The organism is Streptomyces sp. NBC_00996, from assembly GCF_045162675.1.
GTDB lineage: Bacteria > Actinomycetota > Actinomycetes > Streptomycetales > Streptomycetaceae > Streptomyces.
The window spans coordinates 9250766-9268076 of sequence record NZ_CP108723.1 but is presented as its reverse complement, the minus strand read 5'-3'; the positions used below and the strand labels follow the sequence as shown (position 1 = coordinate 9268076).

7 protein-coding genes and 1 pseudogene are annotated in these 17311 nt (G+C 68.9%); 6 read left to right on the top strand and 2 right to left on the bottom strand.

Annotated features, from left to right (window positions below):
- Window positions 1–111: 111 nt before the first annotated feature.
- A pseudogene (locus OG390_RS42900) lies at window positions 112–834 on the bottom strand (CoA transferase); the annotation flags it as partial.
- A gap of 275 nt (window positions 835–1109) precedes the next feature.
- Between OG390_RS42900 and OG390_RS42895 the strand changes: the two are divergent.
- From OG390_RS42895 to OG390_RS42875, 5 genes are all read left to right on the top strand, one after another.
- Window positions 1110–2045, top strand: a complete 936-nt coding sequence (locus OG390_RS42895; RefSeq protein WP_406175538.1) for an ABC transporter ATP-binding protein — start codon at window positions 1110–1112, stop codon at window positions 2043–2045.
- The gene (locus tag OG390_RS42890; protein ID WP_406175536.1) at window positions 2042–2893 is read left to right on the top strand and encodes an ABC transporter permease; all 852 of its coding nucleotides are present in this window, start codon (window positions 2042–2044) and stop codon (window positions 2891–2893) included. The genes OG390_RS42895 and OG390_RS42890 overlap by 4 nt, the downstream gene beginning before the upstream one ends.
- Before the next feature lie 333 nt (window positions 2894–3226).
- Window positions 3227–4570 (top strand): sensor histidine kinase, encoded by a 1344-nt coding sequence (locus OG390_RS42885; RefSeq protein ID WP_406175534.1) that lies wholly within the window; start codon window positions 3227–3229, stop codon window positions 4568–4570.
- Window positions 4567–5244 carry a response regulator gene (locus OG390_RS42880; protein WP_406175533.1) on the top strand — a complete coding sequence of 226 codons (678 nt, stop codon included), beginning with the start codon at window positions 4567–4569 and terminating at the stop codon, window positions 5242–5244. The genes OG390_RS42885 and OG390_RS42880 overlap by 4 nt, the downstream gene beginning before the upstream one ends.
- Before the next feature lie 892 nt (window positions 5245–6136).
- Window positions 6137–8308 carry a UvrD-helicase domain-containing protein gene (locus OG390_RS42875; RefSeq protein WP_406175531.1) on the top strand — a complete coding sequence of 724 codons (2172 nt, stop codon included), beginning with the start codon at window positions 6137–6139 and terminating at the stop codon, window positions 8306–8308.
- 102 nt (window positions 8309–8410) lie between these two features.
- On the opposite strand, the gene OG390_RS42870 is transcribed toward OG390_RS42875, so the two are convergent.
- Window positions 8411–13744 (bottom strand): AAA domain-containing protein, encoded by a 5334-nt coding sequence (locus OG390_RS42870; protein WP_406178206.1) that lies wholly within the window; start codon window positions 13742–13744, stop codon window positions 8411–8413.
- Between the two features lie 1019 nt (window positions 13745–14763).
- Here OG390_RS42870 and OG390_RS42865 point away from each other — a divergent pair.
- Entirely contained in the window at window positions 14764–17310 is a 2547-nt protein-coding gene (locus tag OG390_RS42865) for a DUF262 domain-containing protein (protein ID WP_406175530.1), read from the top strand.
- Window position 17311: the final 1 nt, after the last annotated feature.

Genomic DNA, 17311 nt, shown 5'->3' with positions numbered 1-17311 from the left:
CCTATCAAACGCCGCCCATCAAGCCGGGTGCGGGAAACGCAAGCCGTCCCGGGCGCGGCTGCTGACGCCGGGCCCGGGACGGAGTGGAGGTGCGGCACCTGCCGCCGTCGGTCAGATCACTCCCTGCGCCTTGAGGAGCGGCAACTCATCCTGAGAGAGCCCGAGTTCGCCGAGGAGGATCTCTTCGTTGTGTTCGCCGAGCAGCGGGGACCGTTCGATCTCGACCGGGGAGTCGGACAGCTTCAGCGGATTGCCGACCATGATGTACGTGCCGCACTCGGGGTGCTCGACCTCGACCACGATCTCGTTGGCGACCAGCGACTCGTCCTCGATGATCTCCTTGGTGGACAGGACAGGCCCGCACGGGATGTTGCGGGCGTTGAGCACCTCCAGCACCTGCCACTTGGGGAGGGCGCTGGTCCACTCCTCGATGAGCTGGAACATCTTGCCGAGCTTGGGCAGTCGGGCCTCGGGGGTGGCCCATTCGGGGTCCTCGGCGAGCTCGGGCCTGCCGATGAGTTCGCTGATCGGTTCCCATCCGACGGGCTGCACGATGACGTACACGTAGTCGTTCGGGCCACCGGGCGCGCATTTGACCGCCCAGCCGGGCTGACCGCCGCCGGACGCGTTGCCCGACTGCGGAACCGCGTCGCCGAAGTCCTCGTTCGGGAACTCCGCGAGCGGCCCGTGCGCGAGCCGCTGCTGATCGCGCAGCTTCACCCGGCAGAGGTTGAGCACGGCGTGCTGCATCGCGACGTTCACACGCTGGCCGCGGCCGGTGCGGGTGCGCTGGAGGAGGGCGGCGAGGACACCGGCGACGGCGTGCATACCCGTCCGGCGGCTCGATCGCGGATGCGGCGGCGGGACGGGGCCGATGGCTCGCACCGCGGGTGCGGCAGCCCTCCGGCGGCTCGGTCGCTGGTGCGCCGCAGCCCTGCGGGTCCACTGCGTTCCCGGAGATTCGGCGCGACTCGGCCCGAGTCGTACCGGGGTACTACCCCCTTTGCTTCATTGACCCCTCGGGTACGACAGATCGCGGCCCGCGGGCTCCTAGCGTTACCTGTGAGAAAAGCCCGGTGGGGGCGGCACGTGAACGCGAGGGAAGAACGATGATCGAGGCACATCAGCTGACCAAGCGGTACGGCGAGAAGACGGCGGTCGACCAGCTGGACTTCGTCGTCAAGCCCGGCACCGTCACCGGCTTCCTGGGGCCGAACGGCGCGGGCAAGTCGACCACCATGCGGATGATCGTCGGGCTGGACGCGCCGTCCAGCGGCAGTGTGTCCGTCAACGGCAGACGCTACGCCCAGCACAGCGCGCCGCTGCAGGAGGTCGGCGCGCTGCTGGAGGCCAAGTCGATCCACCCGGGCCGGTCCGCGTTCGACCACCTGATGGCGCAGGCCCACACGCACGGCATTCCGCGCCGCCGGGTGGACGCGGTCATCGACCTGACCGGGCTGGGTTCCGTGGCCAAGAAGCGCGCGGGCGCGTTCTCCCTGGGGATGGGCCAGCGGCTGGGCATCGCCGCGGCCCTCCTCGGCGACCCGGCCACCATCATGCTCGACGAGCCGGTCAACGGTCTGGACCCCGAGGGCGTGCTGTGGATCCGCAACCTGCTGACCGGGCTCGCGGCGGACGGCCGTACCGTCTTCGTCTCCTCGCATCTGATGAGTGAGATGGCACTGGTCGCCGACCACCTGATCATCGTGGGACGCGGCCGTCTGCTGGCGGACACCACCGTGCAGGACCTGGTCCGCACGGCCGGCGGAGACACCGTGACCGTGGCGTCCGACCAGTCCGCCCGGCTGCGCGAGGTGCTGGCCGGCCCCGGCGTCGAGATCACCGGCGAGGTCGGCTCCGAGGAGCTGCACGTGACCGGCCTGTCCGCGCGTGCCATCGGCCTCAAGGCCGCCGAGCACGGTATCCCGCTGTTCGAACTCAGCTCCAAGGCCGTCTCTCTGGAGCAGGCGTTCATGGACCTGACCCGCGACGCCGTCGAGTACCACGCCACCGCCACCGTCGAGACCCCCGGGAGGGCGGCATGACCACCACCATGACCGTGACCGACAGCTCCGCGCCCTCCCCGGTGCAGACGGCGCGTCCGCAGTACAAGGTCACCGGACGTCGCGTCCTGCGCTCCGAATGGGCCAAGCTGTGGTCCCTTCGCTCCACCTGGATCAGCCTCGGTCTGGGCCTGCTGTTCCTGATCGCGTTCGGCGTGATCGCCGCCGCGCACTACAAGGCCGAGCTCAACTCCGGTCGTCCCCTGCGCCCGGACGACGTCGGCGCCACCGCGCTCAGCCTCTCCATGTTCGGCACGAACTTCGCGCAACTGGCCCTCGGTGTCCTGGGCGTGCTGGTCACCGCGGGCGAGTACTCCACCGGCATGATCCGCTCCACGCTGGCCGCGGTCCCGCGCCGGCTGCCGGTGCTGTGGTCCAAGGCGGCGGTGTTCGGCCTGGTCGCGCTGAGTGTGTCCCTCATCGGCGTCGTCGTCGTGTTCCCGATCGCGAGCGGCATCGTCTCCGGCACGCCCGCGGCCCTCACGTTCTCCCACTCCGGTGTCGTACGCAGCCTGCTGGGCGCCGGGCTCTACCTCGGCCTGGTCGGTGTGATCGGCACCGCTCTGGGCGCGCTGCTCCGCTCGGTCGCCGGCGGCATCTCGGTCCTGGTCGCCTCGCTGATGCTGGTCCCCGGCCTGATCTCGCTGCTGCCCAGCTCATGGCAGGACAACATCAGCCCGTACCTGCCGAGCAACGCGGGCGAGTCGATGTTCGCGCTGACCCACGACTCGACGGCGCTGTCACCCACCGCCGGGCTCGTGGTCTTCCTCGGCTGGACCGCGCTGGCGCTGGCGGGCGCGGCCTACCGGCTCGTACATACGGATGCCTGACGCCCACCGCCTCGTACGTGGGAACGCTTGACGGCTCACGCCCCGCAGGCGGGAACGCCTGACGCCTTCCGGTCTCACGCCCGGTGCGGCACCTGCCCCGGTGGTCCGGGCCGGGCGCCGCGCCGGGTGACCGGGACGGGTGCCGCACCGGGAAACCGGGGCGAGTGCCGCACCGGGAAACCGGGCCGGGTACCTCGCCGGGAAACCGGGCCGGGTGCCGTGCCGGTCGGCCGCTCCGACGCACGGGCGGCGCGAGCCTGCTGCGGCGCGGTGCCGGCGCGAACGGACCCACAATGGACAGGTGACAGCAATGAACCCGGACCAGTGACACCCATGAGCACCGACGACAGCGCCCACCTGGGAGGACTGCCCCACCCGGCGTCCGCGGAGGCGGACCTCCCGTGGAACCACCCCCTGGCCAGTGGGCTGACCCGTCTGGGCCGATGGCTCAAGCAGGGCGACCGGGACCACCCGTGGATCCTGGACGCGGGTGTGATCGCTGTCGTCGTGCTGATGTTCTGCGTGCCGGACCTGGTGCACGACGACGGCCGACGACGCGCCTTCGACACCCACTTCACTCATCTGCCCTGGCCGGAGACGCTCGCGTTGCAGGCCGGACTGGTACTGCCCCTGCTGTGGCGGCGCAGAAAGCCGTCCCTCGCCTTCGCCGTGATCGCCGCGGTGTTCTTCCTCCAGTTGGCCCTGGGAGTCTGGCTGCGTGCCGACGTCGCCCTGTTGATCGCCCTCTACAGCCTGGTGCTGCACGGAGAGCTCCGGCGACTGCCCGTGGCCTGCGCCGTCACCGCAGCCGCCCTGGGCCTGCTCACCCTCCGGCTGCCGCCCGAAGTATCCGTCCTGGACGCGCTGTTCTTCCTGTTCAGCACCATCACCGCGGCGGTCGCGCTCGGTCTGGCCGTACGGATCAGGCGCGCCCAGCTCGCCGTCCTGCGCGACCGCGCGACCCGCCTGGAGATCGAACGCGACCAGCGCAGCAAACTGGCCGCCGCCGCCGAACGCACCCGGGTGGCCCGCGAGATGCACGACATCGTCGGCCACAACCTCTCCGTCATCATCACGCTCGCCGACGGTGGCGCATACGCGACCGATCGCGCCCCGGAACGCGGCAAGCAGGCACTGGTCCTCATCGGTGACACCGGACGTCAGGCGCTGGGTGAGCTGCGCCGGATGCTCGGCGTCCTGCGCGAGCAGACCCAGACCCCCGCCGCCCCCGAGCTCAGCCCACAGCCCGGCATCGTGGACATCGACGCCCTGTGCACCCGAATCCGCGCCGCCGGTCCGCAGGTCCGCTACCGCTCCGGCGGCGAGCTGGACACCTTGGACCGCGGTGTCCAGCTGACCGTCTACCGCATAGTCCAGGAGGCCCTCACCAACGCCCTCAAGCACGCGGGGCACGACACGCGCGTCGACTTGGCGGTGAGCGTCGAGGACACGAGGCTGCACATCGACGTCCACGACACCGGACCGGGTGGCACAACGGTCCCGCCCGGACCGACCCACGACGAAGGACACGGACTCGCCGGCATGAGAGAACGCGCAGCCCTCTACAACGGGACCGTCATCGCGGGACCCGCCCCCGGCGGCGGCTGGACGGTGCGGGCGACCCTCGACCTCACCCCGCTGCCCGCCACCGGGGCGGACACCGGCGGTGCGGCGTGACCACCGTGCTCATCGTGGACGACCAGCCACTGCAACGCCTCGGCTTCCGCATGCTCCTGGAGAGCACCCCCGACACCGAGGTCGTCGGCGAGGCGGCCCACGGCAGCGACGGCGTCCGCAAGGCCGCCGAACTCCGCCCGGACGTCATCCTCATGGACGTACGGATGCCCGGCATGGACGGCATCGAGGCCACCCGCCGCATCGTCGCCTCCGGGGACCGCTCCCGCATCCTCATCCTGACCACCTTCGACCTGGACGAGTACGCCCACGCGGCGCTGCGCGCGGGAGCGAGCGGCTTCCTCCTCAAGGACGCCCACCCCGAGGAACTCCTGGCCGGCATCCGCGCGGTCGCGGCCGGCGACGCCGTCATCGCCCCCACCCTGACCCGCCGCCTCCTGGACGCCTACGCCCGCCACCTCCCGCACGAGTCGTCGAGCCGCAAGGCCGCCGACGACCCCAGGGTCCGCGCCCTGACCGAACGCGAGTACGAGATCCTGGTCGCCATCGGCCAGGGCTGGAGCAACCGCGAGATCGCCGAGCGCCTGGTCGTGGCGGAATCCACGGTGAAGACCCACGTGGGCCGCGTCCTGGCGAAGGTGGGAGCCCGCGATCGCATTCAGGCCGTCATCCTGGCGTACGACCTGGGGCTGGCGCGGCCTAACGCGCCTGAGTAGCGCGGGCGGGCTATTTGCCGAGGTCATCCGGCTGCGCTCGGGCAAGTTTGCGGCGCCGAGCCGCTGGCGCCTTTCGATCGTGTTCTTTCCCCTGTCACCCAGGGCGCGCGCATTGCGGTCGACTGGACAAACCGCCAATAGCGAAGGAGTGAAGTGCGGCGAACAGGCAACGGAATTTCGGACTCACGGGCCCCTGACTTCTTCGGCCGCTGCCGATCGGGGCGCGCTCGGCGAGCGCTTGCCCGTTCAAGGTCGCAAAAGCCGGAGTATGCCTAGTGCGCTGCGCCAGAAGTTCGTCGGTGGATTCGCGCCTTGCCCGGCCGGGTTGGTTGTCCGCCCATCCAGCCCCGGCCTGCGAGTATTCGGCCAAGTCGGCGGCAGTGGGGCACCAAGAACTAACGACGAATTGATGGCGCAGGACACTAGCTCGTCGCCCGAGTCGCTGCCCGCACTCTGGGCGGCCGCGCGTGCGATCTCGTCTCCGGTGACGGCCTGGGGCTGCGGCCCGAGCATGCCGACGAGGTAACGGTCGCGCGGCCCGGATGAGGCGCTCGACAGGGTCTCGGTCTCACCGTCCCAAGGTCCCAGCAGGTCTCGGCGGATGTAGGTGACGAGTCCGTCCCGCACCGCGTACGAGTCCCCGGCACGAAACGTCTGAGGCACTTCGTCGAGCGGGTGCGGGACAGCGGCCTGGGCAGGCTGGGCCGGCATTCGGTGGGTCCTTTCGGACAGATCCAGTGGGGCGCGAGGATGGATCGATCGTACGGCAGCATGAGAAATATGGACCGTTGACTGAGTTCACACAATGAGTACGTGACGCTCCGTCGCTTCGGGCGGAACAAGTCTCTAGGCTGGTCCTCGACCACCGCCCGCCCGCTATCCGAGGACGCCCATGCCCCGCCTCGCCCTCTCCGACGACTTCGTCGCGGACCTCATCTCGCTTCAGAGACCCGTCCAGAAGGAAGTCAACGACGCGATCCAGATGTTCCGGAGCATGACCGTTCCTCAGCTCCACGCCAGCAAGGGCATGCACCTGGAGAAGCTCGAGCGGGCGCGGGACCCCCGGATCCGCACGATACGCGTCACCAAGTTCTACCGGGGCGTTCTGCTCGCCCCCGACGACGGAAGCGAGCTGTTCACACTCCTGCGCGTCGCCCCTCACGACGAGGCAATCAACTGGGCCTGCAAACGCGCCTACTCGGTCAATGGCGCCACCGGAGGCCTTGAGGTACGCAACGTCGAAGCCCTTGAGCAGATGGAGACCTACTTCGAGACGAAGGCGGTCGCCACCCCTGCCCGCCTCTTCGAGAAGCACTCCGATACCGTGCTGCGCGACCTCGGCGTCGACGATCAGGTCCTGCGCCTGGCCCGCGTCTGTGTCACGGCCGACGATCTGACGGTCATGGCACCACCCATGATGCCCGCCGATCAGTATGAGGTGCTGGAGTACCTGGCGGCCGACTACTCCCCCGAAGATGTCTGGGAGCAGCTGATCGCTCCGCGCGGGCAGACCGTGCGCACGGCGGAGGACCGGCCGACGGTCACCCTCACCGAGGCAATTCTCAACACGCCCAACCGCATCGTGGAAGTGACAGGCCCCGGAGAGCTGGAGCGGATCCTCACCGAGGACCTTACCCGCTGGCGCATCTTCCTCCACCCCGCCCAGCGCCGGTACGCCTATCACCCGGGCTTCAACGGACCCGCTCAGGTCACCGGTGGCCCCGGCACCGGCAAGACGGTCGTCGCCCTGCACCGCGTCCGACATCTGCTGCGTACGGGCCGGGAGGGCGACCGGATCCTGCTGACCACGTTCACGAACGCCATGGCGGCCGCTCTGCGGGACAGTCTGGCGCTTCTGCTCGGGGACGCCGACGCCCGCCTGCTGGAACGCGTCGACGTCACGACGGTGGACTCACTCGCCGCCCGGATCATCCGGGAGGCGCGGGGCAGTTCACCGAAACCTCTTTCTGCCGGCGCGGAGAAGAACGCTTGGACGCGTGCCACCGCACGCGAGGAACTCCCATGGACGGAGCAGTTCCTGTCCCAGGAGTATCGCAACGTCGTCCTGGCGCAGGGACTCCGTACACCCGAGGAGTACCTGCGCTGTGTACGACGGGGGCGCGGTATCCAGGTGGGGCGAGTGCAAAGAGCCCGATTGTGGCGCGTGATGGAAAAGTTCACCGCAGATCTCGCCTCGCGCGACTCGGCGACGTACACCCAGCTGTGCGACCAGGCCGCGAGGGTCCTGGCCGACGGCGGGCCGCGCTACCGCCACGTCGTCGTGGACGAGGCCCAAGATCTCCATCCGGCCCAGTGGCGAGTGCTGCGCGCCTGCGTGACCTCCCAGTCCGACGACATGTTCCTCGTCGGCGACCCCCATCAGCGGATCTACGACTCCCGCGTCTCGCTGCGCTCGCTGGGTATCAACGTCCGAGGGCGTACGTCCCGGCTGCGTCTCAATTACCGCAGCACGGAAGAGATCCTGCGCTGGTCCGCATCACTGCTCGACGGTCAGCCTGTGGGCCGGCTCGGTGAGGACTACGACGATGACAGTGGCCGGGATTCGCTCCGGGGCTACCGTTCCCAACTGCACGGCCGTGTCCCGGCAGCACGCGGATACACCAGCCAGGACGAGGAGTTGCGGGCGTTGATCGAGCAGATCCGGACCTGGATCGACCAAGACGGTGTCAAGCCGTCCGAGGTGGCGGTGTGTGCCCGGTTCAACACGTTGGTCGACGCGGTCATCACCCGCCTGCGGCGGGAGGGCATCCCGGCGGTCGCGGTCAAGGACGATCCGGGGCCGGGGGTCTCAGGGGTGCGAGTGGCCACCATGCACGCGATGAAGGGGTTGGAGTTCCGCTGCGTGGCCGTCGTGGGCCTGACATCGAGTGTGCTCCCGTTCGCCCCGCACGTAACGCCGGCCGAAGTGGATCCCGTGCAGCACCAATCGGACCTGCTGGCCGAGCACTGCCTGCTGTTCGTGGCGTGTACGCGGGCCCGGGATGCCCTCGCCATCTCGTGGAGCGGTGAGCGGAGCCGCATGCTGGACCCGGTCGCCGGCTGAGACGCACAAGCCCCGCCGCCCGAATCGAAAGCCGGTTCGGGCGGCGGGTCCCATCGGTGGATGCAGTTGTTCCGAGTCTTCGTCCGGCCTTGGTCCAGGGCTTCAGACCCGGATCTCCCGGACGACGACGGTGTGCGTCTTGTCCTGAGAGGCGTCGTACGAGATTTCACGTCCCACCGGCTGCCACATCAGTGCGTGCCCCAACGGAGACGACGGAGAGACGATGTCCGCCTCGTCGGTGGGCAGTTCGGCAACGGTGTACAAGGTCTCGTCATCGACCTGCCCGTCGAATTCGAGGACGAGTAGGGCACCGGGGATCACGACCTTAGGCGTGCCCGTCTCCTGCCCGACACGGACGGCGTCGAGGAACGTCCGGAGGAAACCGAGACGCTTCGTTCGGCGATCACGCTGATCGGCCTTGGTCTTCCTGAGGAAGACAAGATTGGCCGCGTCCACGCCGTCGGGAATCTCGTCCGGAGCGTCGACAGCGACCTGCAACTCCTGCGTCTCGCGAACCAGCCGCTGGAAGGCGGCAGCGGGAATCTCCTGAACGGGAAGAGAATTCTGTGGGGCCCGGAGTAGCACCTGTCCGCGCTGCTGTCGCGGCATGGAACCCACGGGCCGTGCGGCGGGCTTGGCTGCCGCTGCCGATGTGCGCGCGGGCGCCGAGGCCGGGGCTCTGCCCTGCAGCGGAGCCGGCGCGGGAGTCGCCGCCTCCGCAGGAGTCGGAGTGGACTCGCTTGGCTCGCTGGGCTCGAAGACCGAATTCACCGGCCGGGTCGGCGTGACAGCGGCTGTACGGGAGTCAACCCGCGGACTTGTGCCCTCCCTGCGCTCGCTCCCCCCGTCGTCCCCCGCCGGATCGCCGACCGGCGAGACTTCGGTCTGCTCACCCTCGGCCGGAAGTGCGGGCTTCTCCGGGTCTTCACGGACCGGCTCGATCGCCAGCCGATCCAACTCCGCCCAGAGCGGTGCGAGCGCCTGCTCACGGTCGAGGTGGAACCGGCTCCCGCGGATGCGGACGAAGGTCCAGTCGACGCGCTCCAGGTCGCGCTGCCTGGCAGCCGCCGTCGACGCGTCCTCGCCCTCCGCGAAGGCGTCCCCGTCGCACGCTACGGCGAGTCTGCGTGTCCCGCCCTCGACGACCAGGTCGATCGCGTGGCGGCCGACCCGGTAGCCGGGCCGCACACGGTAGTCACGCGCGATCAGCTCCAGATACACCTTCTGCTGGAAGAGGCTGTCGAACGCCTCGTGCCGTACATCGGGCCGTACCTCGCCCGCGACGGCCACGGTGTCCTCCTCGGCAGGACGGGTGAGGTGATCGAGCCACTGTCGACGCAGGTCGTTCTCGTGGAACTGTTCCGTGCGCGCACTGTGGAACACCCACACCTGATCCTGGGCGCGGGAGGCGGCGACGTTGAGCCGCTGCTCGTACGTCTTGCCATTGAAGCCTCCCGGCACGGTCCCGGCAGCGGTGGTGGCCGAGTTGACGCAGGAGATGAACATGACGTGGCGTTCGTCGCCCTGGAAGTCCTCTGCGTCGCCGACCCGGATGCGTCGCTCCTCACGCTGCTCGTAGTCGAGGCGTTCCGCGAGCAGATTCTCCAGTTCCGCCAAGTGCCCCTTGCTGGCGCGAAGACTGATGATGCCCATGGTCTTCCCGTCGTACGCGGGGTCTGCGCAGCAGCGCACGACCGCGTCGACGAGCGCGTCGGCCTCGGTGGTGTTGGCCAGTCGAGTGTTGCTGCCGAAGGCCTCACCGTCCTCGACGTACACGGTACGGACCGGGGGCAGCCGGTCGGCACCGTATTGCCTCAGCGGCTGCAGCCGACCGTTGTAGCAGAGCTCGTTGGAGAAGGAGATGATCTCCGGCATACACCGGAAGTGCTCCTTGAGCATGAGCGTGCCGCGGCCCGCGGAAAGCGCCTCCGTGAGATCGAAGAAGCTGGACTCGGGCCCGAAGAGGCTGCGGACATCCGGCTCGAGCGCTGTGAGCAACCGGTCCCTCAGGTGGAAGTACTCGTCCTGCTTGAGGCCGACGTTGGAGGGGCTGACCTGTTTGCTGTCGCCGACGACGACCATCCGGTCGGCGAGCCAGCTCAGCAGCATGGCCTCGAGGCCGGACTGGCTGGCCTCGTCGACGATGACGACGTCGAACATGCCGGGCCGGTCCATGGGCACGGTCTCCGCGACCTGGTGCAGCGGCATGATCCACGCCGGAACCGCTGTCTGCGCCTTGCGCAGTGCGGCCTGTGCGTCGCGCCGGTAGCGGTGCTGGTACTTGCCCTTGATGCGTCGAGCGGCCTGCTGGTACGCGCTGAGCGCCCGAGACTGGTCGCCGGTGAGCAATCCGAGACAGCGGTGCCAGGCACGGGCAGCAGCGACCCTCGCGAGCATGATGCGTGCCTCGTCGTCGGCCTCCGTCAGTCGCTTGCGCAGGGCACGCTCTGCCTCCGGGTCGGTGAGCCGCTCCATGCGGTCGCGCCACGCGGACCAGGCCCAGGCCTCGGCGAGCAGCGGCAACCGGGTGTCCCAGGCGGCGTCTTCGGGGGCGTCGCTGATCCGTTCGGCGAGCGCCGCGAACGCCTCGCGCACGCGGGTGAGTGCTGCGTACTGTTCAGCCCGCAGCCTGGCAGCCTCACGGACTTCGGCGATCTCGTAGCTGAACTCGCGGAAACCATCGGGGTTCTGGGCGCGCACAGCGTCGAGTGCGCGCGCGACGGCGGGTGAAACGCCTGGCCGGTCGCTCCAGACACGCAGAAGTTCCTCGGCGTCCGCAATGACCCTGCGCGATCGTTCGGCGGCGCGCAGGGTGGTGGCCGCGCGCAGTAGAGCTCGCACGGCATTCTCGACGGACGGGTCGTGCCAGGTGGCGACCACCAGTTCCGGCGAGGTGGCTGCGGCGGTGAGCACGTGGGTGCGGGCGGCGGCAACGGCGAGGAGTGCTTCGAGGACCTCGGCGTCCTGCCGCAGCCGAGCGAGTCGCGGACCGTGCCCCTGCCAGGCTCCGACTCGGTTTCCCCACTCGGATTCGACTTGTGCCAGGCGCAGTTCGAGCTGCACGCGGGCGAGGACGACGGCCGCGGTTCCGACGTCCTCGGGAACCCGCCCGTCGACCCGGACGGTCTCCACGAACGCGCCGACGGCCTTGGCCAGCTTCGAGCGCGTGCCGAGCGGCCCGCGCAGCTTCTGCCCCTGACCGAGCCCGTCGTGCAGGGTGGTGGCCTGGCCGAGCGCGGTGGCCGGGTCGTACTGCTCCAGGCCGCTGACCATCGCGGTACCCAGCGTGGAAAGCGAGGCGTCGACCGCCGTGAGGGCATCGGTGACGGCGGCCCGTCGGCTGCGCGCTTGCCAGTCCTGCCCCGCTTTCACCTCTTTCAGCAGCGCCACAGCCCAGTCGCCGGCCGCGGCGGCGAGAGACGCGGCGCGGGCACGAGTGGCGGAGAACGCGTCGAGAGCCGTCGAGAGCCCCTGCTGTTCGGTCTCACCGAGGCTGCGCACAGCCGCGTCGTACTTCTCACTCAGCGGATCCTGCCGCACCGCCGCGTGCGCCTCCTCCGCGGAACGCACGACGGAGACGGCTTCCTCGAAGTCGCCGGGGCTCGGCAACTCGGACGGGCCGGGTACTTCGGCCGCCAGAGCCTGATGTTGCGGAGTGAAGGCGCGCGTGGCGTGCAGGAGGCGCAGCGCCCCGTCGGCGCTCAGAGTGGGCTGCTCCTGCGGCACCCGGCCGAGCCAGTCGTACCGTCCCGCCTCGGCGGTGAGGCGCTCGGCGATCTCCTGGAGACTGCCGCTGTAGTCGCCTATCTCCTCGTCGAAGCGGTGTGTCTCCTGCTCACGCAACACGGCGAGGTCGCGCAACATGGCCTGCTGGGCGGACCGGGCCGCGGCGAGCCGTGCCTGGAGCGTATGGATCTCACGCTGCGAGGCTTTCGGGTCGTAGCCGGCGTACTCGCTGAGGATCTTTTGTACGGATGCCTCGAGCTCTCGTTGGGCGGCCGCGCCGTCCTCGGTACGGCTCACGCAAAGGTCACGGACTGACTCCGGCAGTTTGTCCCGCAGTACGCGCAGGGCGCGCGGGGTGTGGCTGGTGATGAGGACCCGCTTGCCCTGGGCGAGCAGGTCCGTGACCAGGTTGGCGATGGTGTGCGTCTTGCCGGTACCGGGCGGGCCCTGTACGACGACAAGCCGGTTGGCGCGCAGACGTTCGGCGATCGTACGCTGCTCCTCATTGGCGGGCAGCGCGAAGTACATCTCGCCGGTGTCGGTCTCCGTGCCGTCGCCCTCGGCCGCCGCGAGATCAGCGGCGGTCAACGCCCCGTCGCGGCCGGCGATGTAGCCGAGCAGTTCGGTGGGAGGGGTGCCCGCGTCGATCTGGCGGGCGATGGCCTTGAGGGCGTCCATCGTCGACCGACGGTTTCGCTCACGCAGGACGAGTGCGGGTGTGAGCCCTACCTGCGGCACGTCGAGAGTTCGCGGCTTGGCGCGTTCCACGGTCGGCAGGTAGCTGCCGGCGCTGTGTGCCGCGTTGACCCAGCTGCGCAGGGCAGTGTGCAGGGCTTCGAGATGTTCGGGGTCGGTGACGTCGGAGGCGCCTTCCAGTACCTCGACGATTCCCTCCCGCACGGGACCCGGAACATGCTGGGCCCCTTCGAGCATGCCTTCTTCGAGTTCCAGACCGGCGCCGGTCGGGTCGGGGGCGGCAGTGAGCGTACCGGTGGACGGGTCGAGCTGGATGGTGGCCCGATGGGTGACCAGGTGCCGTTCCACACGCTGGCCACCGGTCGTCTGCCAAGTCAGCCGACCGAGCCCGAGCACGAGTTCGTACGCTTCGCCCAGATTGGCGGCATCCTCGTGCATCTTGTGAAGCCGGTCATACAACCGGACGTTGGGGTCGATCGCGCGTCGCCGCTCCGCCCAGGCGAGCCACTCCTGTTCCCAGGCGGCGTACAGCTTCTCGATCTTCTCCCGCTTGGGATGTTCGTCCAGTTCGTGGTAGGCCTTCTCCAGCGGAATTCCCTGGGACCAGTCCGGATATTCGGGCTCGATCCGCCGACGCAGGTGCGGGGCGTGGGTCTGCTTGAAGTCCCGGATGCGAGTCTCGTCCACCCAGGGCGCGAGCAGCGGCTTGGGATGAGGGGCATCCTCGCGCTCTGGGCGCGTGACGGTCAGCCAGGCCGGCTCGTCGGTGGCGAGAACGCCGTCGAGCATCACCTCGACGCCGGGCGCGTCCGGCAGCTCCTCGAACCACACGGTGCCGGCTGCACCATCGAGAGTACGGACGGGCCGGGCCTTTGATTCCTCGGCCTCGGCGAGAAACCTGAAGACCTGACGTACGCGCATGGCGTCGACCTCGTCGGCGGACAGCTCCTGCGTCCGGGCGGGCACGGCGCGTCGTTCGGGACCAGGCGGCTGCGACGGCACGCCCCCGAGCACCGTCCGGCTCGGAACACGGGGGCCATCCCCATGGGCAAACCCGGAATCGCTCACGGAATCCGGCTCTGCGTCCGCGAATAGGGACTGCTGCTGTTCGCCGAACAGCGCTGTCTGGTCGGGGAGCGGCGTCGGCATGGCTCGGACAGCGGCCACGCGAGTATCGGCAGGAGCCGACGGGGCGACCACGGCCGTAGTAAAGGTGACGCTCTCGCGCTCGTGTCGGCTCGGGAACCGCACCTCGAGATCCAGCTCCGAGGCGGTGCCGGCGGGGATGCTGTAGGCCCAGGTCGCCGAGATTCGGCGGCCCTTGCGCAACGTGCCTTCGAGTGCGTCGTCGAGCACGTCGGTCTGGTAGTCCTGAATCTGACGGCCTGTCTTCCCGTACGGTCCGCCTCGGACGAGGAGGCCAATCCCGTCGATGTCGATGGGCTGCCCGGTGCCATTGCTCAAATACAACGTGCACCGAATCAGGTCGTCGCCCTGGCGGTACCCGTGGGAGTCCTCGGGGTCGACAAGCTCGTACGGCACGACGTCGTCGACTCGGACATACAGCCCGTCGCCGTACTGATAGTTGGAGCCGACCGGCTGCGCACCGTCGCTCAGGCCACTCTCACCCTGGCTCACACGCCACCCCACCACTTCTGAGGGCCACACCGTGGCCACCTTGTGAAATCCCGCCCCGGCCACCCGAAGCGCGAACCCAACGCGCCCCCCGGCACGTCATTTCGAGTGTGAACTGAGCACACGGCTCGAGGGTACCAGGAGCGCCAGTCCGACGAACGCACTATGAAGCCCCGAACCCCCGCGACACGTTCCAGGATCTCCAACCAGTCGACCGCTGCACTGGCGGACAACGACGCCTGATGGGCGGCATCGCAACCCCCGCGTGAACATCAGGATGAACGAAAACCAACCGCCGTTGACTGAGTTCACGCTAGATTCAGTTGACCGCTGTCACTCAGGGCCGAACCGCTGAACGGGCTGGCAGGACCTGTGCACCCGGCAGGGAAAGGAAGCGCATGCGCGCCCAGGAGATCACCTTCCTCAAGCTCGTCCAAGGGGACAAGCAGTTCCAAGTGCCGCTCTACCAGCGGACGTACAGCTGGGGCAGGGAGCAGCTGAAGCGCCTCTGGGAGGACGTGGGTGAACTCGTCGACCAACATGTGTCCGGAGAGTCCACGGCAGCGCACTTCCTCGGTTCAGTGGTACTGGCTCCGGGCCAGATCCAAGCAGGCGGGGTACAGAGATGGCTCGTCGTGGACGGTCAGCAACGGCTGACCACCTTGATGCTGGCGTTCGCCGCCCTGCGCGATCACCTCAAGGAGAGCGGCGAATCGCGGGCCGCCGACAGGGTGCACCGGCAGATCCTGGTCAACGAGTTCCACGAGGGTTTCGACCACTACCGATTGCTGCCCACCCAGGCCGACCGTGAGGCGTACACCGCCTGTGTTCAGTCCCGGGCCGAGGCAGGAGGGGGCGACAACATCGGTGCGGCGTACCGCTTCTTCCGCGGTGCACTCGCCGAAGGGCAGGAAGCGGGTGTGGAGCGATGGGTGGAGATGGTCGAGACCGTCCTCAAGGACCTGCTCTCCATCGTGGAGATCACCGCCGAGCCCGGTGACAACGTCTACCGCATCTTCGAATCGATCAACAACACGGGCGTCGGGCTCAGTCAGAGCGACTTGCTGCGGAATTACGTGTTCATGCTCCTACCCAAGCGCGGTGAGCGGGTGTATCAAGAGCTGTGGCTGCCCATGCAGCAGAGCCTCGGCCCGAAGAACCTCGAGCTCCTTGTCTGGCTGGACCTGGTCGTGCGCGGCAACCAAAAGGCGAAGCAGAGCGAAATCTATCGGGAGCAACAGAAACGACTCCAGCCGCTAGCCGGCGACGAGGACGCGCTGCAGCGCGAGGTCGCCCAACTCGCGGAGCGTGGGCGGCGGTTCCTTCGCATTATCGAACCCAACCGTGAGTCGTCCGCTTCCCTCCGTATGGTGCTGGAACGCCTCGCAGCCTGGGGCGGTCAAACCCACTTCCCGCTGGCGCTCCATCTGCTGGACCTCGTCGACACGGGCGGTACAACTCCCGACGACGCAGCGGAGGCCCTGCTGTATGTCGAGTCGTATCTGGTGAGGCGCCTTATCTGCCAGACACCGACCACCAACCTCAACCGGATCTTCATGGAGGCGCCGAAAGAGCTGGAGACCGACCGGCCGGCAGCCGAAGCCGTCCGGCGGTTCCTGTCAGGCCGGCGTCGTCGTTGGCCCAGCGACGAGGAGCTGCGCGAGGCGATCCGTAGCAAGCCGTTCTACTGGAGTGGCCGACCCCCGCAGCGCAGTTACATTCTGCGTCGCCTTGAGGAGAGCTACCGCCCCACCGAGCCCGTCGACTTCGACAAGGCGTCCCTCAGCGTGGAGCACGTCCTCCCCCAGCGCCCGGCCCAGGCCTGGTTCGACCTGCTCGACGAAGAGACGGAGGGGAACCAGTCGCCACAGGAGCTGCACGACCTGCTCGTACACACGCTCGGCAACCTGACACTGACCGGCGACAATTCCAAGCTGTCCAACCATCCCTTCCAGCGCAAACAGCAGATTCTCGAGTCGAGCGCCCTGCGCATGAACCTGGAGATCGCCTCCGCCGAGCGCTGGGGCAAGGCCGAGATCATGCACCGCGCCGACAGGCTCTCCGAGCGCGCGACGGAGTTGTGGCCGGGACCGATCGGTGGAGTGAAGCCCACCGGCGACGAGTGGCCCGGCTGGACGGAGTTGCGGTCCGCGTTGGTCGCGATGCCGAGCGGCACCTGGACGACGTACGGCGATGTCGCCGAGCTGATCGGCAGCCATCCGGTGCCCGTCGGGGCCTACCTGGGCGCCAACACGACCGTGATCGGCGCCTACCGCGTGCTCACCGTTGAGGGCAAGATCTCCCCGTCCTTCCGCTGGGCGGACGGCAACGACCGTCCGCCGCCGCAGGACCTGCTGGCGAGCGAGGGAGTGCGCTTCGACTCCCTGGGGCGAGCCCGCCATTCCCAGCGCCTGTCCGCCGCCGAGTTGGCCACCCTGCTGGGCAGGGACGTGACACAGCCCGCCGTACGCGACCCGCTCCCCGAAGGAGAGGACGAGGCGGCCGGCGAGCGCTTCCGTGTGCAGCTGCGGGAGAACTGGCCGGACACGTACGCCGGAGTCGTGGCGGCCCTCGACTTCTGGCGCCGTCAGGGCGGCCATGTGACCTACGGTCGAAACGAGGAGACGAGCTGCTTCCCCATGCTGGACGCCGGGACCAGCCGCCGGCCGCACCTGGTGTGGCCGGTCGGGATCTACCCCGTGAGCGGAACGGTCGAGGTGGTCTTCCAGTACCTGAAGACCCGCAGCCCCTTCGATGACACGGAGCAGCGCCGGGAACTCCTGAACCGCCTGAACAAGATCGACGGCATCGACCTGCCCGAGGCGAAGCTGGAGCTGCGCCCGTCCTTCCCGCTGAGCGTCTTCGCGCGGCACGGTGACGAGATCTGCGAGGTGCTGGACTGGTTCGTGGGGGTGGCGGCGCTGGATCTGGCGCGGCGGGGCTGAC